The 22,689-nt window shown below is 53.2% G+C and carries 24 protein-coding genes and 1 riboswitch; of the genes, 1 reads left to right on the forward strand and 23 read right to left on the reverse strand.

Features of this window, described 5'->3' with window-relative positions:
* Nucleotides 1–3: 3 nt before the first annotated feature.
* The 17 genes from BN3277_RS13465 to ribD form a co-directional block, all read right to left on the reverse strand.
* Nucleotides 4–1,443, reverse strand: coding sequence for an ATP-binding protein (locus BN3277_RS13465; protein ID WP_059043455.1), 1,440 nt, complete (start codon nucleotides 1,441–1,443; stop codon nucleotides 4–6).
* On the reverse strand, nucleotides 1,444–2,160 hold the full coding sequence (locus BN3277_RS13470) for a response regulator transcription factor (RefSeq protein WP_059043456.1): 717 nt from the start codon (nucleotides 2,158–2,160) through the stop codon (nucleotides 1,444–1,446). It abuts the gene before it with no gap.
* 64 nt (nucleotides 2,161–2,224) lie between these two features.
* Complete coding sequence (gene ccsA / locus BN3277_RS13475) at nucleotides 2,225–3,490, reverse strand: cytochrome c biogenesis protein CcsA (protein ID WP_059043458.1); 1,266 nt, start codon at nucleotides 3,488–3,490, stop codon at nucleotides 2,225–2,227.
* A complete protein-coding gene (resB, locus tag BN3277_RS13480) occupies nucleotides 3,487–5,157 on the reverse strand; it encodes a cytochrome c biogenesis protein ResB (RefSeq protein WP_059043459.1) in 1,671 nt (556 codons plus the stop codon). Before resB ends, ccsA begins: the two co-directional genes overlap by 4 nt.
* Before the next feature lie 22 nt (nucleotides 5,158–5,179).
* A complete protein-coding gene (locus tag BN3277_RS13485; RefSeq protein ID WP_059043461.1) occupies nucleotides 5,180–5,707 on the reverse strand; it encodes a peroxiredoxin family protein in 528 nt (175 codons plus the stop codon).
* Nucleotides 5,708–6,164: 457 nt separating this feature from the next.
* Nucleotides 6,165–6,911, reverse strand: a complete 747-nt coding sequence (locus tag BN3277_RS13490) for a pseudouridine synthase (protein WP_059043463.1) — start codon at nucleotides 6,909–6,911, stop codon at nucleotides 6,165–6,167.
* A 139-nt stretch (nucleotides 6,912–7,050) separates the two neighbouring features.
* Nucleotides 7,051–7,584, reverse strand: a complete 534-nt coding sequence (locus BN3277_RS13495; RefSeq protein WP_059043465.1) for a spore maturation protein — start codon at nucleotides 7,582–7,584, stop codon at nucleotides 7,051–7,053.
* Between the two features lie 6 nt (nucleotides 7,585–7,590).
* The gene (locus BN3277_RS13500; RefSeq protein WP_059043466.1) at nucleotides 7,591–8,220 is read right to left on the reverse strand and encodes a nucleoside recognition domain-containing protein; all 630 of its coding nucleotides are present in this window, start codon (nucleotides 8,218–8,220) and stop codon (nucleotides 7,591–7,593) included.
* A gap of 37 nt (nucleotides 8,221–8,257) precedes the next feature.
* Entirely contained in the window at nucleotides 8,258–9,466 is a 1,209-nt protein-coding gene (locus BN3277_RS13505; RefSeq protein WP_059043467.1) for a D-alanyl-D-alanine carboxypeptidase family protein, read from the reverse strand.
* Between the two features lie 138 nt (nucleotides 9,467–9,604).
* A complete protein-coding gene (gene ytfJ / locus BN3277_RS13510) occupies nucleotides 9,605–10,102 on the reverse strand; it encodes a GerW family sporulation protein (RefSeq protein ID WP_059043469.1) in 498 nt (165 codons plus the stop codon).
* A complete protein-coding gene (locus tag BN3277_RS13515) occupies nucleotides 10,075–10,758 on the reverse strand; it encodes a DUF2953 domain-containing protein (RefSeq protein ID WP_059043471.1) in 684 nt (227 codons plus the stop codon). Before BN3277_RS13515 ends, ytfJ begins: the two co-directional genes overlap by 28 nt.
* A gap of 128 nt (nucleotides 10,759–10,886) precedes the next feature.
* On the reverse strand, nucleotides 10,887–11,558 hold the full coding sequence (scpB, locus tag BN3277_RS13520) for an SMC-Scp complex subunit ScpB (RefSeq protein ID WP_059043473.1): 672 nt from the start codon (nucleotides 11,556–11,558) through the stop codon (nucleotides 10,887–10,889).
* A complete protein-coding gene (locus tag BN3277_RS13525; RefSeq protein ID WP_059043475.1) occupies nucleotides 11,527–12,324 on the reverse strand; it encodes a segregation and condensation protein A in 798 nt (265 codons plus the stop codon). The genes scpB and BN3277_RS13525 overlap by 32 nt, the downstream gene beginning before the upstream one ends.
* Nucleotides 12,325–12,442: 118 nt before the next feature.
* Nucleotides 12,443–12,910 (reverse strand): 6,7-dimethyl-8-ribityllumazine synthase, encoded by a 468-nt coding sequence (gene ribH, locus BN3277_RS13530; RefSeq protein ID WP_059043479.1) that lies wholly within the window; start codon nucleotides 12,908–12,910, stop codon nucleotides 12,443–12,445.
* Nucleotides 12,911–12,965: 55 nt separating this feature from the next.
* Nucleotides 12,966–14,204 carry a bifunctional 3,4-dihydroxy-2-butanone-4-phosphate synthase/GTP cyclohydrolase II gene (locus tag BN3277_RS13535; RefSeq protein WP_059043481.1) on the reverse strand — a complete coding sequence of 413 codons (1,239 nt, stop codon included), beginning with the start codon at nucleotides 14,202–14,204 and terminating at the stop codon, nucleotides 12,966–12,968.
* A gap of 77 nt (nucleotides 14,205–14,281) precedes the next feature.
* The gene (gene ribE / locus BN3277_RS13540) at nucleotides 14,282–14,965 is read right to left on the reverse strand and encodes a riboflavin synthase (RefSeq protein ID WP_059043483.1); all 684 of its coding nucleotides are present in this window, start codon (nucleotides 14,963–14,965) and stop codon (nucleotides 14,282–14,284) included.
* Nucleotides 14,965–16,092, reverse strand: a complete 1,128-nt coding sequence (ribD, locus tag BN3277_RS13545; protein WP_059043485.1) for a bifunctional diaminohydroxyphosphoribosylaminopyrimidine deaminase/5-amino-6-(5-phosphoribosylamino)uracil reductase RibD — start codon at nucleotides 16,090–16,092, stop codon at nucleotides 14,965–14,967. Before ribD ends, ribE begins: the two co-directional genes overlap by 1 nt.
* A gap of 294 nt (nucleotides 16,093–16,386) precedes the next feature.
* Nucleotides 16,387–16,549, reverse strand: a riboswitch (FMN riboswitch).
* Between the two features lie 213 nt (nucleotides 16,550–16,762).
* Between ribD and tlp the strand changes: the two genes are divergently transcribed.
* On the forward strand, nucleotides 16,763–16,990 hold the full coding sequence (gene tlp / locus BN3277_RS13555) for a small acid-soluble spore protein Tlp (RefSeq protein ID WP_059043488.1): 228 nt from the start codon (nucleotides 16,763–16,765) through the stop codon (nucleotides 16,988–16,990).
* Nucleotides 16,991–17,061: 71 nt separating this feature from the next.
* Here tlp and BN3277_RS13560 read toward each other — a convergent pair whose 3' ends face one another.
* The 6 genes from BN3277_RS13560 to deoD all read right to left on the reverse strand — a co-directional run bounded on the left by BN3277_RS13560 (nucleotide 17,062) and on the right by deoD (nucleotide 22,678).
* Entirely contained in the window at nucleotides 17,062–17,499 is a 438-nt protein-coding gene (locus BN3277_RS13560; RefSeq protein WP_059043490.1) for a peptidylprolyl isomerase, read from the reverse strand.
* A gap of 144 nt (nucleotides 17,500–17,643) precedes the next feature.
* Nucleotides 17,644–18,972, reverse strand: coding sequence for a diaminopimelate decarboxylase (lysA, locus tag BN3277_RS13565; protein ID WP_059043493.1), 1,329 nt, complete (start codon nucleotides 18,970–18,972; stop codon nucleotides 17,644–17,646).
* Nucleotides 18,973–19,084: 112 nt separating this feature from the next.
* Nucleotides 19,085–20,707, reverse strand: coding sequence for a spore germination protein (locus BN3277_RS13570; RefSeq protein WP_059044786.1), 1,623 nt, complete (start codon nucleotides 20,705–20,707; stop codon nucleotides 19,085–19,087).
* A 50-nt stretch (nucleotides 20,708–20,757) separates the two neighbouring features.
* Nucleotides 20,758–21,180 carry a stage V sporulation protein AB gene (locus tag BN3277_RS13575; protein ID WP_059043495.1) on the reverse strand — a complete coding sequence of 141 codons (423 nt, stop codon included), beginning with the start codon at nucleotides 21,178–21,180 and terminating at the stop codon, nucleotides 20,758–20,760.
* Nucleotides 21,180–21,821: a stage V sporulation protein AA gene (locus BN3277_RS13580; protein WP_059043497.1), complete on the reverse strand. Its 642-nt coding sequence runs from the start codon at nucleotides 21,819–21,821 to the stop codon at nucleotides 21,180–21,182. The genes BN3277_RS13575 and BN3277_RS13580 overlap by 1 nt, the downstream gene beginning before the upstream one ends.
* Nucleotides 21,822–21,970: 149 nt before the next feature.
* Nucleotides 21,971–22,678: a purine-nucleoside phosphorylase gene (gene deoD / locus BN3277_RS13585; RefSeq protein ID WP_059043499.1), complete on the reverse strand. Its 708-nt coding sequence runs from the start codon at nucleotides 22,676–22,678 to the stop codon at nucleotides 21,971–21,973.
* Nucleotides 22,679–22,689: the final 11 nt, after the last annotated feature.

Below are 22,689 nucleotides of genomic sequence, written 5' to 3' on the forward strand. Positions count from 1 at the left end.
TGATTACGTGGTTTGTCCCGATTCGACAGGAAGCAAGAAATGAAAAGCCGTGCCTTTGCCGATTTCACTATCGGCCCAGATCGAGCCATGATGAGCGTCAATGATATTCTTGACAATCGAAAGCCCCAAACCCGTACCGCCGTTTTCACCGCGAACCCGGGCCTTGTCGGCTTTATAGAAACGATCGAAGATAAACCGTAAATCATCGCTGGGGATGCCCACTCCGGTATCCGCCACGCTCACGTGAAGCTGCTTGCCTTGCGCTCCCGGTTCTATGCGAGCCGTTACCGCCACTTTCCCTCCTTCCGGCGTATGCCGGAAAGCATTGTCCAGCAGGTTGGTCAGCACTTGCTCCAGCCGGTCTTCATCGGCTTGCAGCTTCAGTCCCCCTTCGCTCAGTTCCAGCGCGAGCTCAACGCCGTTCTCCTTAGCCCGCACTTGAAACTTACGATCCACCCGCTCGGCCAACTCGCGGAAGTCAATCTGACGCATGACCATATCCGTATGCCCCGCCTCCATGCGGGCCAGATCCAGCAGGTCACGAACAAGCCGCCCCATCCGCAAGGACTCGTCATGAATGACTTGAGCCAGCTCCGCGCTTTCTTCCGGGGACGACGCCATGCCGTCCAACAACGCCTCGCTGTAGCCTTGCATCATCGAGAGCGGGGTCCGGATTTCATGGGATACATTCGCAACAAAATCGCGGCGCATCTTCTCCAGACTTACCTCTTCCGTCACATCGCGAAGCACAGCGACCGCCCCGCGAACCTCGCCGTCCGAGGATAGCGGGGCCATATGCACGGACCAAACGCCCTTCATGACATGTACGTTCATCTTCTGGTCGTTCTCCTGATTCAGGAGCCGGCGAAACATCGGTAGCAGCGGTTGCGGAACCACCTGCCCTTCTCCAGTAAGCACAGGCCGGTCCTCCCCCTCTTCCTCGGTCAGATCGCCCCACATTTGCAGAATCCGATCGCCCGGTGGATTGGTTAGGATCACATATCCCTCTCGATCTAAGGTGATCACGGCATCGTTCATGCTGCGCAGGACGCTGGACAGATGCTCTTTCTCATGCTTCAGGCTGCGGATCGTATTCTCGAGCTCCTCCGCCATATGATTAAACGTAATCGCTAGTTCGCCAATCTCATCGCTTGTGCGAAGCGACAAACGGGTGTCGTATTTCCCCTTGCGTACCGAATCTGCAGCCTGGATGAGCTGTTGCATCGGTTGGGTAATCTTTGTGAACAGAAACAACGCAAAAAACGTAGTGAGCGAAAATCCGATCATTGAGACGATCACAAACAAACGTTTGACCGCTCCGGAGTTCGTAAAATTCGTATCGATATACGGCAGGAGGAACAGCCCCATCAGCATCAGGACGCAGGCTACCAAGCAAATGATCGTGATCCACAGCTTACCGACGAGCGTTCTCCAGAAGTTCACTTATTTCGAAACCTCCAGCTTGTAACCCACGCCCCATACGGTCGTGATCATGGCGGCGGATTCCGGCGATACCTTGTTCAGCTTCTCGCGCAGCCGTTTGACATGTGTGTCAACCGTGCGCAAATCGCCAAAGAACTCGTAATTCCATACGTCCTTCAGTAACTCTTCCCGGGAAAATACCTTATCCGGCGAAACCGCCAGATAATGCAGCAGCTCATATTCCTTTGGCGTTAAGCTGACTTCTTGGCCGCTGGCGGTTACCCGGTGGGCGTCATGCTCTATAACGAGATGAGGGAACACGATATTGTTGCTAGTCCCGCTTTCTTTAGTTAAATAGGCCGTTGCTGAAGCGCGTCGCATAATCGCTTTGACCCGGTAGATGACCTCTCGAGGGCTAAACGGCTTCACGACATAATCGTCCGCTCCGACCTCAAAGCCCTGGACGCGGTTAATTTCCTCGCCCTTGGCCGTCAGCATCAGCACCGGGGTTGCTTTGACTTGTCTCAAACGGTTACAGACCTCGACGCCGTCAATGCCCGGCAGCATGACGTCGAGCAGAATCAACCCATAATCGCCGGAGGTCGCCATTTTCAAGGCGGTCTCTCCGTCTTCGGCTTCATCGATTTCGTAGCCTTCTTTTTCCAAGTACATTTTCAGCAGCCGGCGAATCCGCTCCTCGTCATCGACTACCAGAATGCGGTTTGCTTGATCTGACATTAACAACAACCCCTTCATCATCTTACCCAATCTGTTGAGCAGTCCATATGGTCTACTTGCTTGGTTAATCGGTACCCGCGTAGGAGTGCAGACCCGCGATGATCAAATTCACCCCTACCAGCGTAAACATTACAACCAGAAATCCCAAGACGGCTAGCCACGAAGCCTTGCGTCCCTGAAACCCTCGCGACAAGCGCAAATGCAGATAAGCACTGTAAAAGAGCCAGGTAATCAGCGCCCAAACTTCCTTCGGATCCCAGCCCCAGAATCTGCCCCAGGCCTGCTGCGCCCAGATCATGGCAAATACGAGCGCCCCCAGCGTAAAGATGGGGAACCCAATCGCAATCGCCCGGTAACTGATCTCATCCAGATCATCCGGATCGATGGCCCGAAGCGCCGGTGATAGGGCCGAACCAAGCGGTTTGCGCAAAATTAAACGAAGCAGCACATAAAGCACGATACCCGTTAGTATTGCCCAAATGACCGTGTTCAGCTTGCGGCCCGCCGTTTCCCCTTTCATCCAGGCAGGTGCCTCGAATAACGGCTTTGTAATTCCAAGGAACGGCTGAATTTGCTCCGGTTCACTTTGATGCGGACCGACGATCGGCGGCAGATTATAGATTTCTTTATCCTCTATTGTACTATCCTGATCTACTTGGCTGTCAATCGTTGTCTGATTTTGTACGAAGACGGCTTCATATCCGGCTGCCCGAAAGGCGAAAACGGAAACAATAAAGCCCAATACTATAATAATAGAAAAAAGCGTAAATTCAACCCACCATTTTTGCCGCCGACCAGGCCGATCGGTAGCCTTGAAGTCCACGGCGCGCAGCAGGTACATCAATCCAGCGATAAACCCGACGGCGAAAAATGACTCGCCGGTGGCTGCCAGCGTGACGTGGATATAAAGCCAAATGGAGCGGAGCGATGGTATTAATGGCTGTACGTCCTGCGGAAAAACCGCGGCATAGGCCATAATTAGAATCGCCAGCGGGAGCGCAAACACCCCGAGCAGAATTTTCCGGTAAATGATAAAGATGATGGTGAACGCCACCATAATCATCATAGACAAGAACGACATAAATTCGTACATATTGCTGACCGGCACATGTCCGCTGTAGGCCCAGCGCGTAGCGCAGTACACAAGATGCGACAACAGCCCCAGCGAGGAGACGCCAAACGACAAACGTCCCCATTTAGTTTCATGGCGCACCGGATCGCGATTACGCCACGTTTTCCCCGTTACAGCCACCACATAGAAAATAAAAGCCGCGCAATATAGCAAAAAGGCCGTCATAAATGCGACTCTACTGATTTCTAGAAAGTTCATGGACGTTTCCCCCTGTTTTCCAATGACTTCTCATCCGCTTCCAGGCCCATCAACTTCAGGAACCCAGACACTTCGCGGCGCATGCCAAACCAATTTTTCGTTGTGTGTCCGCCCAACGTCAACTGACGGTCGTCCACACGCAGCCAAATTCGGCGATGCTGCCAGTAAAACCCTAAAATCAACCCAAGCATCACAATTCCGAGCCCCAACCAAACAAACGGCATCGCCCGGTCGATCCGGATGTTCAAGTAACTGGACGCTTCGATAAAATCCACGTCCTCCATCCCAAGGACGTCCAGCTGCAGCTTCGACTGCACTCCGCCAAGCTGCTGGTTAATCGCCTCCTGCTGAAACCGCTCCTTGTCGACCTGCTTGGGAAAGTAAATGTACTGCGCGCCTTCTGCCGGAAGATCCGGTCCCTGGATCAAAAACAAAAAGGCTGGCGCGTTAGGCTCGCCGGAGATCGATACCGGCTGCCCCTCGTCGTTCAAGGAAAAATCCATATATTTATTTTGCAGCGTTAATCGATAAGGACCCACCTCATACTCGCGTTGTGGATCACGCATATCCAGTTTAAATTTACCGTAGGATTCCCCGGTTTTGGCATCCACCAAGGCCGGCTGCACGGATCTCAGCTTCGGCGTGAGATCGAAATCAAACTGGTACGCTTGAAGACCTTTGTAACTCAGCGGATCATTCACCCGGATCGCATGTCGCTCCACTTCCCGCAATTGAGGCTCCTTGGAAGGATCGTCGCAATCGCCCGTGCATTCATAAAGGACCGCTTGCGTTTCGTACAGTTTCGGCACGACTTTCTCCCTTGCTTTGAAATCCTCGGACATTTCGTCCTCACTGTAATATTCGACCGTAAACTTCTCATTTTTTAGATAAAGGTTAGTTTCCGGAATCCGTGTAATCTCTCCTTCGGGAAACCAGTAGTGTTTGTCCAAGTGAAGACCCGGCAAACCGCGGAACAAGACCGCAAGCAGAAAAATGATCAACCCGATATGAATGATGTAAGGGCCCCAGCGGCTAAATCGCTGCTTCTCAGCCAGTAGAGCGCTACCGTCCGTATACACGCGGTAATGCTTCTTTCGCAAAGGTTGTACGGCCCGCTGAACCCATTCAGCACCATCTTCATCGATTTCCCCTTGGTAGACGACTTTTTGCCGGGTGAGGAAATCAAGGTGCTTACGCACCTTTTGCTTTGAAAGCGCTTTGTATAACGGAAGCACGCGATCCAGGCTGCAGATCACCAGCGAAGCACCGATCATCACGAGCAGCAGGATAAACCACCAGGATTCGTACGTATGGGATAGGCCTAGGCGGTAATAGATTTCGCCGATCGTTCCGTATTTGTTTTTGTAAAAGGTGGACGGGTCGAAGTTGATAAAGTTACTCTCCTGCTCAAATACCGTGCCGAACATCGCACCGATGAGTGTGATGATGATCAGGTAAATGGCCACCTTCACGGAGGAGAAGAAATTCCAGATCCGATCGATTACGTTAGGATTGGCTCGCTGCGATCGCCGGGCGACCCCGTCATAACGCATCTCCAGCAGCCCGCCGGGCTGCTCGTCCTCAATTAGCGGTTTGCCGCAGGCTTCGCATAACACGGTCCCTACCCGATTCTGGTGGCCGCATTCACATTTTGTATTCTGAATCACCGATGATGTCCTCCTCTCGTGGTCAAAGCTCCATCAGCTGCTTGATTTGGTCATCCAACGTATCCAAGTTCAGCTCGCCTTGATGGATGGAGGAGATTTTGCCGTTCTTACCGATAAAAAACGTCGTGGGCATCGGCACGATCCCGTAATCGCGCGTCGTGGTATTATCGGAGTCATATAAAATGGGAAAATCCACACCGGTCTGCTTGACGAAATTTTGCACAGTCATCTCGTCTTCGCCTGTGTTAATCCCCAGCACAACGACGCCTTGATCGCGCCATTTTTCCCACTGGGCTTGCAATGCGGGCATTTCTTTCACACAGTAGGTGCACCAGGTCGCCCAGAAGTTCAGGACCACCGTTTGGCCTTTGTAGTCGTCCAGCGTATGTACCTGTCCATCCAAACCAAGCAGTTTAAAAGCCGGCGGTTTACCGCCTTGCTCTGGTTTATCGGCCTCGCCGCCGGACACCGCAGTCCCGATCGCATAGCCGCCCAGGACGACGATTAGCAACAAAATAACGATTTGGATTGGCCGTCTCGCCTTCCCCATAGTTAACTTCCTTTCTATGACAATAATCATAAGTGTTGAACAAATCGTGAACACTCTATGAACATTATAACGAAATTTGCCACAGTTTCAGCCCGGGGAAATATGAATATTATGTGACGCGCTGGAAATGAGGGGGGAATGTGTGGGGCAATGGCAGTAAAGTGAAAGATTCTTGCGAACATGCTGTCGCTTATAGGCTAATTTGACTTGAACAAATGGTTGGCTACGACTGGGGCAGCCGGGCAAAATGTTCTTACGATCGCTGTTGCTCGCGGAATTCTTTATAATTATGATTTCAAAGTAGAATTCCGCTCACAAAGGCAAACGCTTCGCTTCTTCAGAATCATTTTCCCCTTTTGCCACTCTCCGTGTTTCTGTTCAATCACAAGGCCTTGGCGCTTCGCTTTTTCAGAATCGTTCCACCCCGTTGCCTCTCACCCTCTCTTTCACCGCATTTCTAGCGCTTTGGAGTAGGGGGAGTGGTTGTGCGGGCTTGTTTATAGAGGCTTTCGACCTCTTCCTTGGTCAAATGGCGGTACAGACCACGCTTCAGGTTGCCGAGGTACAGATCGCCAAAGGAAATGCGCTTCAGCTTCGTTACAGGATGTGAGATCGCGTCAAACATACGGCGTACCTGCCGGTTTCGTCCTTCATGAATGGTGATCGAGATCGTCGAGAATTTACCCTCGGGATCGATGTCTTGATACTCCACCTCTGCCGGGGCCGTCATTCCATCCTCTAGCATCACGCCTTGCTTGAGCTTGTCTAGTGCCGAGCCATGCGGCACCCCTTTGACCGTTGCGTGATACGTCTTCGGCACATGATGCTTCGGATGCGTCAGCAGGTGAGCAAACTCGCCGTCGTTGGTCAGCAACAGCAGCCCTTCGGTATCATAGTCGAGCCGTCCTACCGGATATACCCGCTCGGTGATTCCTTTTAGATAGTCGGTGACGATTTTACGGCCCTGGGGATCGGAAGCGCTCGTGATCACCCCTTTGGGTTTGTTGAACACAAGGTACAGCTTCTTCTCCTTGCCGATCGCTTTCCCTTCGACGGTAATGACGTCAACAGCCGGATCCGCTTTTGTGCCCAGCGTCGTGACGGTCTCTCCGTTCACCTGAACTTTGCCGCTCAGAATCAATTCCTCGCATTTGCGACGGGAAGCTACGCCTGCGGCAGCCAATATTTTCTGTAATCTTTCCATTTTCGCTAAGTCACCTCATACACATGATACCCACCGGAGGGCAAAATCACAATAGCCGCGCGGAGAAACTGCAAAAACCGCCTCATCAGCGAAGAGCTGAGGGCGGTTTAAACTTGGCCTCATACAAGATATGTAGGATTTAACCAAATAAGAGCAGGCATACGGCGATCGCCGCGATAAAGCCAACAACATCTGAAAACAAACCAACCTTTAAGGCATAACGGCCATTCCGAATCCCTACGGCGCCGAAATAAACCGTCAAGACGTACAACGTCGTATCGGTACTCCCTTGAATTGTAGAGGCAATCCGGCCGATCATCGAATCCGGACCGTAGGTTTTAATCAAGTCGGTGGTGAACGCAAGTGAGCCGGTCCCGGTTAAAGGCCGAAGGAAGCCTAGCGGCATCACTTCCGGCGGAACCCGCAGCCAGGATAGCAAGGGAGCCATCCATCCGACGAAGAAATCCAGCGCCCCTGAAGCTCGGAACACGCTGATCGCCACCATCATGCCCACCAGATGCGGGATGATGCCGATGGCGGTGGAGAAGCCATCCTTGGCCCCGTCCACAAACGATTCGTAGACCGGTACTTTTTTGAAATAAGCATAAAGCGGAATAAATGCGATCATCACCGGAACCGCCCAAGCGGAAATCAGATTGATCCAGTCCAGCAAAGTGCCTCACCCTTTCAGCGAGATATTGGGCGGCGCCGTGGCCTGTGGCGGCGTACGATAAGTGTTGCGCTTGCGATACCAACGGTCGGCCACAATGGCCGCCAGCGTGGCGATTGCCGTGGCAAGCAGCGTAGAGCCTACAATCTCTGCCGGATTCGCGGAATGAAAATTGATCCGGATCGCTATCAGCGTGGTTGGAATCAGCGTGATGCTGGCGGTGTTGAGCGCCAGAAGCGTACACATCGCAGGAGAAGCCGTCTGTTTGTCCGGATTCAACTCTTGAAGCGATTGCATCGCGCGGATTCCCATGGGCGTTGCCGCATTGCCGAGTCCAAGCAGATTCGCGCTCATATTCGATAATATATACCCCATGGCCGGATGGTTCTTCGGGACATCAGGGAACAAATACCCCACGATCGGTCCAAGCATCCGGGAAATGGTCTTGACTAGCCCTGAATCCTCAGCCAGCCGCATGATGCCAAGCCAAAACACCAGGACGCTGATCAAACCAAAACATACGGTTACGCCGGTCGCCGCACCATCAAACGCCGCTTGCGTGACCACTCCGATGTCCCCTTTCACGGCAGCAAAGAGAAACCCGATGATGATGAGCGCGAGCCATATTTTATTAACCATCCTCTTCCCCTCCTTGCCTTGTCCTGCGAATATTCCTTTAGGAAACGTCAAACAGCAGGGATTTCAGCACTTTCTTCAGCGAGCCGGTCCAGTCGGAAGGCAACCGGATGACCTTGCTGTCCGAGGCAGCTCCAAAGGCTCCATCCGCTTTAGGAGTGCTCCCGTCTCCCGCTTTGGACGAGCTGTAGCTGAGTTTATCGTAGACCGGCACCGTACCGATCTCTTCCCCCTTCAAAAGTACGCTGATTTTCCCGCGGTAACCAAAGGAACCCGTACGCACTTCGGTCACCTTCAGCCTTCTTTCGATTTGCCCCACTTCCTCCGGTGCCAGCGCATATCTGAATTCCGCCCCGGTGACCATGCCTTCCTGTATTTCCTGCCCTTCGCTGATCAACGTTGTCAGCGGATAGTTGGCAAATCCATAGTCCAGCAGCTTCTGATGGTCGTTCCAATCGTCCCCGTCATTTAAAGTGACTACGGCGATTTGCTGACCGCTCCGGGTCGCGGAGCTCACCAAACAGCGTTTGGCGATTTTGGTATATCCGGTTTTAACCCCGTCCGCCCCATCGTAAAATCGCAGCATTTTGTTTTTGTTCAGCCATTTATAATCCCAGGGATCGTTTGGATTGGGCGCGGTTTTGCTGGGTGTGCGAACGATCTCCTTAAAATGCGGGTTTTTCAGCGCATAGCTTGTCAGCTTGGCCAAATCATTGGCCGTGGAATAGTGCCCTTTGGCGTCGAGACCGTGCGGATTCTGAAAATGGGTGTGCGTAAGCCCAAGCAGCTTGGCCTTTTCGTTCATCAGGTACACGAAGCCCTCTTCCGAGCCGCCAACATGCTCAGCAATCGCGGTAGCCGCGTCGTTGCCCGAACGGAGCATCAGCCCGTACAGCATATTTTCCAGGCTCATCTCTTCCCCTAAATGCAGATAGATGGACGAGCCTTCCTTAGCAAAAGCGTTCTTCCCAACCGTCACCGTATCCGTAAGTTTCCCATGCTCGATGGCGACGATCGCGGTCATGATTTTCGTCAAGCTGGCGATCGGCATTTCCTCATCGCCGCGCAGACTGTACAACAGTCGGCCTGAAGTCACGTCAATGACCGCAGCGGACTGAGCATGGATCGATGGCGCGGCAGCGGCAGGAGTGGCTTGTACGGCTTGCGAGCTTGACCAACCAAGCAGCAGCAGTGAAGCCAAGAAACTGCAAAACACGCGAAATCTGCGGTCCTTTGGTTTTTTCCTCATAAGCTGATTCCTCCGGTACAGGTACTGTTGCAAGTACTTGTTTACTTATATGCGAACCTTCGTGAGAGTATGTCCCACCTTCAATCAATAAAAAGACCCCTCCCGGAAGTCCGGAAAGGATCAACGGTCGAAAGACGATTACGCAAACGGGTTGAAACCCGTGCGCGCAGCCGATTCCTGCATTGCGTTTTGGGCGGTTTGCGCTGTGGCCATCGAGGTACCCGCAGTTGCATGTTGGTTCGGGAACATGGACTGGATTCTGTCGATAACGCCAGGCACCGAATCGATGATTTTTTCCACCAGGTGGGTCTGATTATCCAGCGGTACGATGTGGACGCCCGGCTTTCCAACGACGAGGAACGCGATCGGATTAATCGATACCCCGCCGCCGCTGCCGCCGCCAAACGGACGGGCTTTGCCGTGCTCGGACGAACCTGAGGCCGATTTATCTTGACCGTCCTCGATATTGAAATCACTACCCCCGGCGGCAAAACCGAAACCCACGCGGCTGATCGGAAGAATCACGCTGCCGTCCGGCGTTTCGACCGGCTCGCCCACAATCGTATTGACATCAACCATATCCTTGATGTTTTCCATGGCGGTTTGCATTAATCCTTGAATAGGATGGTCAGCCATTTTTTCACTCCTCCCTTCACTTTTAGCACGCGAACTATAAGTACCAGTCCAGCATATATAGCATAACCGCAGCGAATTTTCGCTATGCAGCGAAATTCCGTGGAAAATAACGGCGTACCATCAAATACGGGAACGACGAACAGCTTGGGTCTTTGCTTTAAAGAAATATGATGGGACAGCCACCCGACGAGCGTTGCTTTTACTCCCCATAAAGCTCCGGTTAATGTCGCGGTATGGGCCGCATCCTGTAAGCCAACATTCGTCGACCATTCCAACTGGCGGAACGATACGCGGCGGAGCATAGCTCGAAGCCAAACCCGAAAACCGCTGGTCGCCTTGAGCATACGTTCAAACTCGTCCATCCATTGTTGGACCTGGTCCTTGTTTACTTGGTGGTCAACGCTGGAAGATTCCTTTTGCAATACGTTTTCCGGCCGGTCTTTCTCGACTTGCAGACCGTCGCGCCAGTTCTTCAGGCGAACCGAGGGCACTTGATAGTGCATGCGAACAAAGCCGTAGAGCATCGTAACATCCAGCAGGATCGTATCGTCCCGATTCTTCTTGCGCAGGGTCAAATGGAGCGTGATTGTAGACAGCAAAATCAAGGCGGCTATTAGCAGCAGCAGGATCAGGATGCCTCCGAGCCAAATCCACACGGGAAAGCCCTCCATACCTATCAGATAAAAATTCTCCATCGTAGTATGGCTTGACGAATAGGAAAAAATTCGAATTCAACGCAAAAAACACCGGAGGGCTGCTCCGGTGTTTCCAGGTTCGATGTCAATTAGTCGTTGGTTGGGTTATCGTTATCCGAGTTCTCCACATCCTGCGGCTCCTCCGGCGGCGCCAGAGCCTCGTCGTTGACGTCGTCGAAAGTCAGTTGTTGTTCCTCCAGCCGTTGGAACAGCAGCTGCGTCTCTTCCTCGAGCTGCTCGGCACTCTCGAAATCGGCCATATCTGGCAGATCCTTCAAGCTAGCGAGTCCAAAATAATCGAGGAACGCTTTGGTTGTGCCGTAGAGGATCGGACGCCCAATCGCTTCGGCGCGGCCAACCTCCTCAATTAAATCCTTGTTCACCAGTGAATGAATCGCCCGCTCCGATTTAACCCCGCGAATCTCTTCAATCTCCACACGGGTAATCGGCTGTCGATACGCGATAATCGATAACGTCTCGAGCGCGGCCTGGGATAAGGTCGAACGCGAAGGCGAATAAGCCAGACGTTCGAAATACGGGGCGTGATCCGGAAGCGTCGCCAACTGATAGTTGCCGGCGATCTGCACGATTTGAAGGCCTCGGCCGGCTCGTTCGAAGGACGACTTCATATCGAGCAGGGCATCCGTAACCACCTCCTGCCGCTGCTCCGTCACTTCAGTCAGCTGCTTTAGGCTCAAGCCCTCTTCGCCAGCCAAAAACAGCAGCCCCTCAATAATCGATTTCAATTCCTGAAAATTCATCGATGTTTCCTTCCCCTCTCCACTCCATAACAATATCGTCGAATAGCCTGTTCTGATAACAGACGATCTGTTTCATCTTCATCAGCTCCAGTACGGCCAGGAACGTGACGACGATTTCATGCCGATACATTTCGGGATGCAGCAGCTTGGAAAATAACAGCCGCCCTCCCTTGCCCGCCTGCTGCAGCGCGGATACGACCTCCTTAAGCCGGTCCTTGACGGAAATCTCGTCGCGGTGAATCCGCGCCACCGTATTCCGTTTGGCGGCCTTCCGAATCGCCTTCTGAAAGACGGCGATCAAATCGGCGGCGTGCAAGCCCTTTACCGGGTTTTCCTGCACTTCCGGCATATACGGCGTTAAATCCTCCGGCTCCTTGGAGAAGATTAAGCTGCGCTCCCATTCGCGTTCATGCAAATGTTCGGCAATCCCTTTATATTTTCGATATTCGATCAGCTTGCGGATCAGCTCGTCCCTCGGATCCTCCTCATCCTCAAGCAAATAATCGAATTCATCGTCTAATTCGATGACGGGTGGTTTGGGCAGCAGCTGCTTGCTCTTGATCGACAGCAGCGTTGCTGCCATGACCAGAAACTCACTGGTCACCTCTAGCTCAAGCTCCTGCATGTCTTGCAAATATTCGAGGTACTGATCGGTGATCTCGCTGATGGAGATTTGATGGATATCGATCTCCGCTTTATCAATTAAGTGCAATAGCAAATCCAACGGACCCTCGAAGGTTTCCAGCTTATACGTTACTGTCGTCAATGAACATCCTCCACCCGTAAGCAAACATGTATGTACATAAGTTTACCTTAAAAATCGTTGGTTGCAAAAGAAAAATGTAGTACCCCAACGGATCAGGGGTACTACATTTAGATAAGCACTATTGCAGCTGTTTCGTCAAGTTTGCCATTTCGATCGCCGCCATCGCCGCATCCCAGCCCTTGTTCCCCGCTTTGGTGCCCGCGCGTTCGATCGCTTGCTCGATATTTTCGGTCGTTACGACGCCGAAGATCGTTGGTACGCCGGTTTTGAGCCCAACGGCGGCCACGCCTTTCGCGACTTCGTTGCAGACATAATCATAATGCGTGGTGGAGCCGCGAATGACCGTGCCCAGCGTGATCACCGCGTCGTATTTGCCGCTTTCCGCCAGCTTTTGCGCTGCAAACGGGATTTCAAAAGCACCGGGCACCCAAGCCACGTTGATCTCCTCCTCTTTGGCACCATGCCGTTTCAAGGCATCCAAGGCCCCGGAGAGCAGCTTGCTCGTAATGAACTCGTTAAAGCGTCCAACCACGATCGCATATTTTAACCCTTCCGATACTAAATGTCCTTCAAATACGTTTGCCATGATTCATCAAACCTTTCTATAGGTGGAATAGTAGATAATTTCGGGAGAAGCAACCTTAAACCCGGGAGGATTCATCTTGCTCCAAATCGTCAAATTGGAGCAAATGCCCCAGCTTGGCCTGCTTCGTGTGCAAATAGTTGGTGTTATCTTTGTTTTCCTTCATTTGAATTGGAACGCGTTCGACGATCTCCAGCCCGTAACCTTCCAGCCCTTTGATCTTCCGCGGATTATTGGTCATCAGCCGGATTTGGCGGACGCCCAGATCCTTGAGGATTTGCGCTCCGATCCCATAATCGCGCAGGTCCGCTGGGAACCCAAGCTTCAGATTGGCATCGACCGTATCAAAGCCTTGTTCCTGCAGCTTGTAGGCTTTCAGCTTGTTGATCAAACCGATGCCGCGGCCTTCCTGGCGCATATACAGAAGCACGCCTTGGCCCGCCTCTTCGATCTGGCGCAACGCCGCTTCAAACTGCGGTCCGCAATCGCACCGGTGGGAGTGGAAGACGTCCCCGGTTAAGCACTCGGAGTGTACCCGCACCAGCACCGGCTCGTCGCCGTTGATCTCGCCTTTGACCAACGCAACATGTTCTTTGTTATCCACGTCGTTAGTATAAGCGACAGCGCGGAATTCGCCGTAATCGGTGGGCATACGCACTTCCACCTCGCGCGTGACAAGCTTCTCTTTCTCATTGCGGTAATGGATCAGATCCTTGACGCTGATCAATTTAAGGTCATAGGTTTTGGCGATCTCCACCAAATCCGGCAATCGGGCCATCGTCCCGTCTTCCTTGATCACTTCGCAGATGACGCCTGCCGGATAGGCACCGCACATCCGGGCCAAGTCTACCGCCGCTTCCGTGTGGCCGGCGCGGCGCAGCACGCCGCCTTTCTTGGCGATCAGCGGGAACATATGCCCCGGGCGCCGGAAGTCCGAAGCCTTGGCGTTCGGATCCATAATCGCTTTCACCGTCAAGGAACGTTCATATGCCGAGATTCCCGTTGTCGTATCTTTATGGTCAATGGAGACGGTAAAGGCCGTCCCATGGTTATCGGTGTTTTGCGCCACCATCGGCTGCAGATCCAGCTCTTCCGCCCGTTCTGCCGTAATCGGCAGGCAGACCAGACCGCGGCCTTGGGAGATCATGAAGTTGATCACTTCGGGCGTCGCTTTTTCGGCCAGCGCCACGAAATCCCCTTCATTCTCCCGGTCCTCGTCGTCTACGACGATGATGACCTTGCCTCGCATTAGCTCGTAAATCGCTTCTTCGACGCGGTCTAATACGATATCACTCATGTTTTTCCCCTCCTTAGTAGATGTAGATCAAAAAATCGTTTTTCGATCACGAAATGGGCTCACGCTCCGCTACTTTATTAAACGAACCCGTTCGCGGCTAGAAACGGCAGGTTGATTCCCGACTCGCCGTCGCCAACACTCGCACTCGCCTCCGTATCTACGCTACCTCTGCCGTACTTCAGCAGATGGTCCACGTATTTCCCAAGCACATCGCACTCCAGATTGACTGTATCCCCAGCCCGCTTAAACGCGAGCACCGTCTCGGCCAACGTATGCGGAATGATCGATATCGTAAACGTGCCGCCTTCCGCTTCGACCACCGTTAAGCTGATTCCGTCCACGGCAATGGAGCCTTTCGGAATGATGTATTTGAATAAGGACGGTTTACCCGGTCGGATCTCAAACACAACGGCATTCTGATCCTGGCTGGTGCCAACAATCGTGCCGGTGCCGTCGACATGCCCCTGTACGATGTGTCCGCCAAACCGTCCATTCGCCGCCATCGCCCGCTCCAGGTTCACGCGGCTGCCTGGTTTCAAATCCTTTAGATTCGTATTGCGAAACGTCTGCGGCATCACATCGACCGTAAAGGAGGAAGCGTCGAACGAGGTGGCTGTTAAGCATACGCCGTTCACCGAAATGCTGTCGCCAAGCCGAATGCCTTCCGTGACAACCTTCGCCGAAATGCTTAGGAGCATGGCTTCACCCTTACGGCTAATCGATTTCATCGTACCGATTTCTTCCACTAGTCCTGTAAACATCAGTCGTCTCCCTCCTTTCCCTCAACCTGCGCCCAGACCGGTACTCCCCGGATGCACACATTATCCCCGATTTGCTCCACTTCCATGTCGCGCAAGGTAATGGCATCCCGCATAAGATCATACCCAGCAAAGTGAAAAATCCCGGGCGAGTCGCTACCGCCAATCAGCTTGGGAGCGAAAAACAGCACGATCTCATCAACCAGCCGATGCTCCAGCAGTGAGCCGTTTAAGCGGCCCCCGCCTTCAACGAGAACGGAGGAGATCCCCCGCTGCCCGAGTTGAAGGAGCGCTTCTCGAAGATCGACCTGCGGACCGATACCGCATCGGAGGATTTCCGCGCCCAGGGCGGTTAGACGATTGGCCTTATCCGGATCGGCCTGTTCCGTGGTCAAGATCCAAGTAGGGGCCGCCCCGTCCCGTAGGATCTGTGCCGTCTCTGGAATCCGTAGGGCGGAGTCGGCTACGATGCGAACGGGCGATAACCCCGGAACGGTTAACCGAGTCGATAGCTGCGGATCATCCGCGAGGATTGTGGATACACCAACCATAATTGCCTGATGACGGTGCCGCATCGTATGAACGATTTCTCTCGACTTCTCATTGGAGATCCATTTGCTGTCCCCCGTCCGGCTCGCCAGCTTTCCATCCAGCGTGCTGGCGGATTTAATCGTCACATAAGGCATGCCGCTGGTGATGAACTTGATAAAACGACGGTTCAGCTTCAAAGCCCGCTCGCGCAGTACGCCAACCGTAACCCCGATGCCGGCGGTACGCAGCATGTCGATTCCTTTTCCAGCAACCAAAGGATTCGGATCTTCGCAGGCAACCACGACACGCTGAACCTTCTCGTGAATCAAACGTTCTGCGCAAGGCGGCGTCAAACCATGGTGGCTGCAAGGCTCCAACGTGACATAAACCGTGCTGCCTTCGGCCTTGGAACCGGCCATGTTCAGAGCATGCACCTCGGCATGCGGAGTTCCTCGCTGCAAATGAGTACCCAGTCCTACCAACGCTCCATCCTTGACGACCACGGAGCCGACGACCGGATTGGTTCCGGTTTGCCCAAGCGCCCGTTCCGCCATGTCCAGCGCCAATCCCATGTAATATTCATCGTCGATCACCTTCACCAAACCGTCCTCCTTTCGCCAAACCATCAAGCTAATTAAACCAAAAACACCCCTGCCGCAATCCGGCAGGGGTGTATCATGAGAGTGGTTCTACGCAACATCAAAAAGAGCGCCTTCGCTTGCATCATGCCTGCTGCCCACCTTCGATAAATAGGGTCGACCTTGGCATGACGAAAAGCCAACAACACCAAGCATTCCACTTCACAAACAAACACTTGTGAAAAATGGAACTTGGTTGTTTGAAGCTCTTTAGGTATGAACACCATCGCAAATAAAAAACGAATGTGCTCTCGCGTTTTCCTTCTCCCATCCAGACTATACTGTCGGTCCCGGAATCTCACCGGCTCAGCCGCATGCTTACGAAAGCGCTGCGGGTCACGGACTTGTGCTGCATTGGATGAACTTCCAATGCGCCATCACCGTCGGTAGGGAATTTCACCCTGCCCCGAAGGATTGCTAAATATTAGGTTTGCATAACTGCAAGACGAATGTTAGCACTATTCCCTGCAAAAATCAAGCCTGCTCGTCACAACATAACACCACGATTCCATTCGGGTAGGGATAATCATCCCCCACCCGCGGCGAACCAAAGTGAATAAAAACCTCTCTAAACAGCCAACCTTAAAGTCGATATCGTAATACAAATCTCGATATTCAGGAGGAATGAAACGTGGCTAAACCGGACAACCGCTCTGACAATGTGGATAAGCTGCAACGGAGCATTCAGAATACCATCGAGAACTTCCGCGAGGGACAAGACTACCTCAGCGAGCATGCCGATGAAATCTCCGTCAAGGAGAAGAAGCAGATCGAGGAGAAGAACGATAAACGGCTTCACGCCATCGAAGGCTTCCGCGAAGAAGTGAAGGACGAAGCCGCTCATCAAAGAAAATCATAATATGACCAAAGGGGTGCTCCGCAGCCAAGTCTTGCTTGGTTTTGCGGGGCACCCCTTCACTTTGAACCTGATTAAGCTTCGTCCCAAACGGTAACTTCCTTCATTTTGTCGCCAGGGCGGACATTATCCACTAGCTCCATTCCCGAAGTCACTTTACCAAAAACGGTATGTACTCCGTTCAAGTGCGGCTGCGGCTCATATACGATGAAGAATTGGCTGCCGCCGGTGTCTTTACCGGCATGGGCCATCGACAGCACGCCGCGTTCATGCTTCGTTACGTTCGTATCCGTCTCGCATTTGATGGTATAGCCAGGACCGCCGGTACCATTGCCGATGGGGCAACCGCCTTGCGCTACAAACCCCGGGATCACGCGATGGAACGTGAGACCGTTATAGAATCCGGAATTAGCCAGTTTTTCGAAGTTTGCGACCGTACCCGGTGCTTCCTCAGGCAGGAACTGAATTTCGACCTCGCCGCCTTTTTCCAATACGATTTTACCTTTTTTCATATCCGTGCACACACCCTTCTAATTTAGCGTCATTGGACAAACCTCTTTCAGTTTACTAAAAAAAAGACCGGCAAGCAAAAAAAGGCCGAAAGGGGCCGGTATAACCGGTTCCCCCTCGGCCTTCAAGCTTGCTACACCATCCGCTTATTTCAGCGAAGGCTGTTTAGCGATCCGCTCCGGAATCACGTCACAGGCGATCAAGTCCTGCAGGGACTCCCGTTTCACGACGAGATCGCTGTGTCCGTCTTGAACGAACACTACTGCCGGACGGCGAATCCGGTTATAGTTGCTGGCCATAGCGTAGTTATAGGCGCCAGTACATGCCACGGCGAGCAAATCGCCGCTGTTCACCTTCGGCAAATCCACGTCCCAGATCAGCATGTCGCCGCTTTCGCAGCATTTGCCAGCGATCGATACAGTCTCTTCGTTCACATCGTTCCCGCGGTTGGCGAGCATCGCCTCGTATTTGGAGCCGTAGAGGGCCGGACGCGGGTTGTCCGTCATCCCGCCATCAACGGCAACGTATTTACGTACGCCAGGAATATCTTTGTTTGTGCCCACTGTATAAAGCGTCGTACCAGCGTCACCCACAATGCTCCGGCCTGGTTCAACCCAGATTTCCGGAAGCTGCGGATAGGCCGCGAATTCCCGCTTCACCGCATCCGTAATCGCGCCAACGTAATCGGAGACCTTCAGCGGCGTATCGCCTTCCGTATAGCGAATGCCAAAGCCCCCGCCCAAGTTTACCACTTTGAAGGTCACGCCGAGCTTTTCTTGAACTTGCAGGGCAAAAGCCGCCACCCGCTCAATCGCCATCTGGAACCCTTCCACTTCAAAAATCTGCGAGCCGATATGCGAATGCACGCCCAGCAAATGCAGATTCAGGCTGCGGTTGGCCAAATCCACCGCTTCCATCGCCGAGCCGTTGCCGATATCAAACCCAAATTTGGAGTCGGTTTGGCCGGTCGAAATATATTCATGCGTATGGGCTTCCACCCCAGGGGTTACGCGCAGCAGGACATTCACCGTAACGCCTTTCTCAGCGGCAAGCGCCTGAAGCATATGCAGCTCCGTAAAATTGTCTGCTACGAAACAACCGATCCCGGCGGAAATCGCCATTTCCAACTCTTCCGGCGTTTTGTTGTTGCCATGAAAATGGATTCGCTGCGCGGGAAATCCCGCTTGAAGGGCCGTAAACAATTCACCCTCGGAGACAACGTCCAGGGACAAGCCCTCCTCCTCGGCCAGCCGGCACATCGCCATGACGCAGAATGCTTTGCTGGCATAAGCAACTTGGAAAGCCAAGCCCGATGCCCGGAAGGCATTCATATATTCACGGCATCTTTGCCGCACAAGGGCTTCATCTACGACATACAACGGCGTTCCGAAGGTTTGCTTCAACTCGACCGTATCGCAGCCGCCGATTTCGAGATGGCCTTTTGCATTAATCTTGCTGGTACCGTGTAAATACATCTATGCAGTCCTCCACTTTCAAATTTTACACCAGTATAGCAAACAACCGGCAACCTGAAAAATGGATTTTTCTGAATAACATTTGTGTTATTTGTTGAACAAGCCTAAGCCGTCACCGTTTGCCCGGCATCCGCGTATTGTCCCGCGGCTTGTTGGAGGACGGTCTTTGCTTGGAGGTCATCACCGGAACGCGGAGCAATACCCCGGCCATTGCCTTTGCATTAAAAGGTATAAATGGCCACAAATAAGAAGAGTTGTTGGAGCGGCGCAGAGTTAGCCATAAGATAAACGCAGTTATCCCGACGACCAGTCCGGGGGCACCGAAGATCGCAACCGCCACAAGTAACGCCAGCCTCACGACGCGATTGGCGAGGCCCAGCTCATAGCTTGGCGTCGCAAACATCCCGATCGCTGCGACCGCCATATAGAGAACGACCTCGTTGACGAATAACCCGGTCTGGACGGCGATATCGCCGATTAGTATCGCTGCAATCAAGCCCATCGCGGAAGCCAGCGGGGTCGGCGTGTGCACGGCCGCCATCCGCATCAGATCGACGCCGAACTCAACCAATAGGAACTGGGCAATCAGTGGAATTTTCGCTTGCTCCTGAGGCCCGATAAAGGCAAGCCCCGCCGGTTTAAACTCCGGATGAACAACGATCAGCAGCCAGATCGGCAGCAGGAAGAGCGAGGCGAAGATCCCGAAGAAACGCACCCAACGCAGATAAGTACCCATAAACGGGGTCTGCCGGTTCTCCTCCGCATGCTGGCAAAGATCAAAGAACGTGGTTGGCAGGATCATCACGCTGGGCGAGGTATCCACGAACACGACGACCCGGCCTTCCAGCAGATGCGAAGCGACGACGTCCGGTCGTTCCGAATAACGCACCAGCGGATAAGGATTCCACCCTCGATGAATGATCGCCTCCTCCAGCTGTTTATCCGCCAAAGGAATGCCGTCGATGTTGACCGCTTTGATTTTTTCGCGGATTGAATCGACCTGGGTCTTGTCCACGATATCGTCGATGTAGGCGATACATACATCAGTGCGGGTTCGGCGGCCTACGCTGATCATCTCCAGCTTAAGACCCGGATCGCGCAGCCGGCGGCGGACCAAGGTAATGTTGGTCACCAGCGTCTCTGTGAATCCATCCCGTGCGCCGCGCACGACGCGCTCCAGGGACGGTTCCTCCGGGCTGCGCACCGGGTATTGCCGGGTATCCATCAGCAGCGCCGTTTGCTCGCCTTCGATAAACAGCGCGCTCATCCCGGTTAGCGTCTTGTTGATCGCATCGCTCAGCTTATCCGTTTTCTCAACCTGGATATGAGGAATATAGAGTTCGAAAAAAGAGCGGAGCGCTCCGGTCGTCAGATTCTCCGGCGTCAAATAGGTCAGCCGTTTGATGATCTCCTGCATCACGTCCGTCCGGGCGAACCCATTGATGAAGAACAGGCAGGTACGTTTGCCCCCAAAGGTCATGTCGCGGAACACGACGTCAAAGCTTTCCCCTAGTCCAACGACTTCCTTAAGCGTATGTTTCGTTGTCGTTAGACTCCGGCTGATCGCATCGCTTTGCTGCCAGTAGATGACCGATTCCTCAACGTTATCGGACCGTTCTGCTTCGCGTTTCCGTCGAATGGCCTCCTCCTCCGGATAGTTCTCCTGCAGAAAATTCTCCTCATCCTCGGGTACGAAGTCCGGCACCGCCTGCGGCTGCTCCACTCCATCCTGCATCGTATCTTGCGTATCCTGCTCCATCCAACCTCAACCTCCGTTTCTTCGATTCACGGTCTATAAATAAACCATTCAAACAAGGAGCCCGCCATTTTGCCAAAGACCATCGCGAGCAAGAAACCAAACAAATACCGCTGCATATGCAGGCGTTTAGCCAAAATCGGCAGCACGTTTAACACCTCAGTTAAAGCGGCTGCCAGCATGCCAACGAAAACGCCGTTAAATAAGCCCACCACACCGGTGGCCAACCAGGGCCCGGCTACCCGCCAATCCCAAAAGTCCGCTACCGTCCCGACCACCGCCCCGGCGATCATCGCCCCTTCATACCAGTGCACCTTATCATAAGAGTTCGTCACCTGAGCCAGGCGTGGGATCATGTCCAATACGATAAACAAAGCGATCACGCCTCCGCCAACAGCAATGCCGCCCGCCAGGCCCAGGAAGACGGCCAACCCTGCAGCGATGGGCGACATTAGCTTCGCTTCGCCGAGGTTTCGGCGCGGTGCATTTTTTTGTATTCTTCAGCGACGACGTATTGGTTCAGGTTCTCCTGGTAGAGGAACATCTCCACTTCAAGCGGGGTGGGTTCTTCGTTCCATTTTTTCTTGAATAAATGATTAAAGAACACGATCATCCCGAAACCGATGCCTACGGAATACGCTCCTTGAAACAGATACGGATGCTCGTCCTTCTCGCCCGTGATCATCTCCACAATCCGGACCTGCACCTCCGGCATGCTGACGTCGGCGTGGAAGTTCATGATGGTGAGGGCCGCCCCGAAGAAGAGCAGCAGCCAGACCAAGGCAAACAACAGCAAAGACGGCTTCTTCTCCGGTTTAACCATTTCTACAAGCACATGCGGTTCGCCGAGCAATTCGACACGCTGTCCGGGGAATCGGGCTTGGATGGCGGAGATGACCTGAAGCATATCGATGACGATTAAATTGCCATCGCGCTGTTCCGGCCGGACCAACTCCAGCTCCAGCAGCTTGGCCTCCAGCTTCGGCTCCGCCAGCACGCGGGCCACGTCACGCAGCCGGATCGGCGTCCCGGCGGGTATTCCGACCTGCTTGCGCAGACGCAAATAGACGATGGAAGCGGAATCTTTATCCATGCTGACCACCCTTCCACTAGCGTATTGCCCATAGTATGCCAAGCAAGGAGGGGCTTTACTCTTGATGATGATTTTGCAGCAACAAAAAAAGCATGGAGAGATGCTTTCGCATCGATTCCCCATGCTTGATTTGCTATGCAGCTCCGGAATTACAACGATACCGCCGTGTCCAGCGCCACTTCCATCATTTGTTTGAAGGTCGTTTGCCGCTCTTCAGCTGACGTCTCCTCGCCGGTCAGTAAATGGTCGCTAACGGTAAGAATCGTCAACGCCTTTGCGCCGTATTTGGCGGCCAGCGTATAGAGCGCTGTCGTCTCCATCTCCACTCCCAGCACGCCGTATTTCATCAACAGTTGAGTTACGCTTGTATCGTCGCGATAGAACATGTCCGAGCTGAAAATATTGCCGACGTGCAGCTTCAGCCCCTTTTCCACGCCGCGTTCATAAGCCGCTTTCAACAGCTCAAAGTTAGCGATCGGCGAGAAATCGTACCCGCCGAAGACATGGCGGTTCATGCTGGAATCGGTACAGGATGCTTGGGCTAAAATGACATCCCGCACATGGACATGCTGCTGCATGCCGCCGCAGGTTCCGACGCGAATCAGATTTTTGACACCGTATTCCTTCATCAACTCATTGACGTAGATGGAAATCGAAGGAATCCCCATGCCGGTCCCCTGAACGGAAATCCGCTTCCCTTGATACGTGCCGGTGAAACCCAACATCCCGCGCACCTCGTTATAGCAAATGACGTCGCTCAGATACGTTTCCGCGATAAATTTGGCCCGGAGCGGATCCCCCGGCAGCAGGATCGTTTCGGCGATGTCTCCCGGTTTAGCTGCGATATGTACACTCATGTTTCTGGTAT

This window comes from Paenibacillus rubinfantis (assembly GCF_001486505.1).
GTDB lineage: Bacteria > Bacillota > Bacilli > Paenibacillales > Paenibacillaceae > Fontibacillus > Fontibacillus rubinfantis.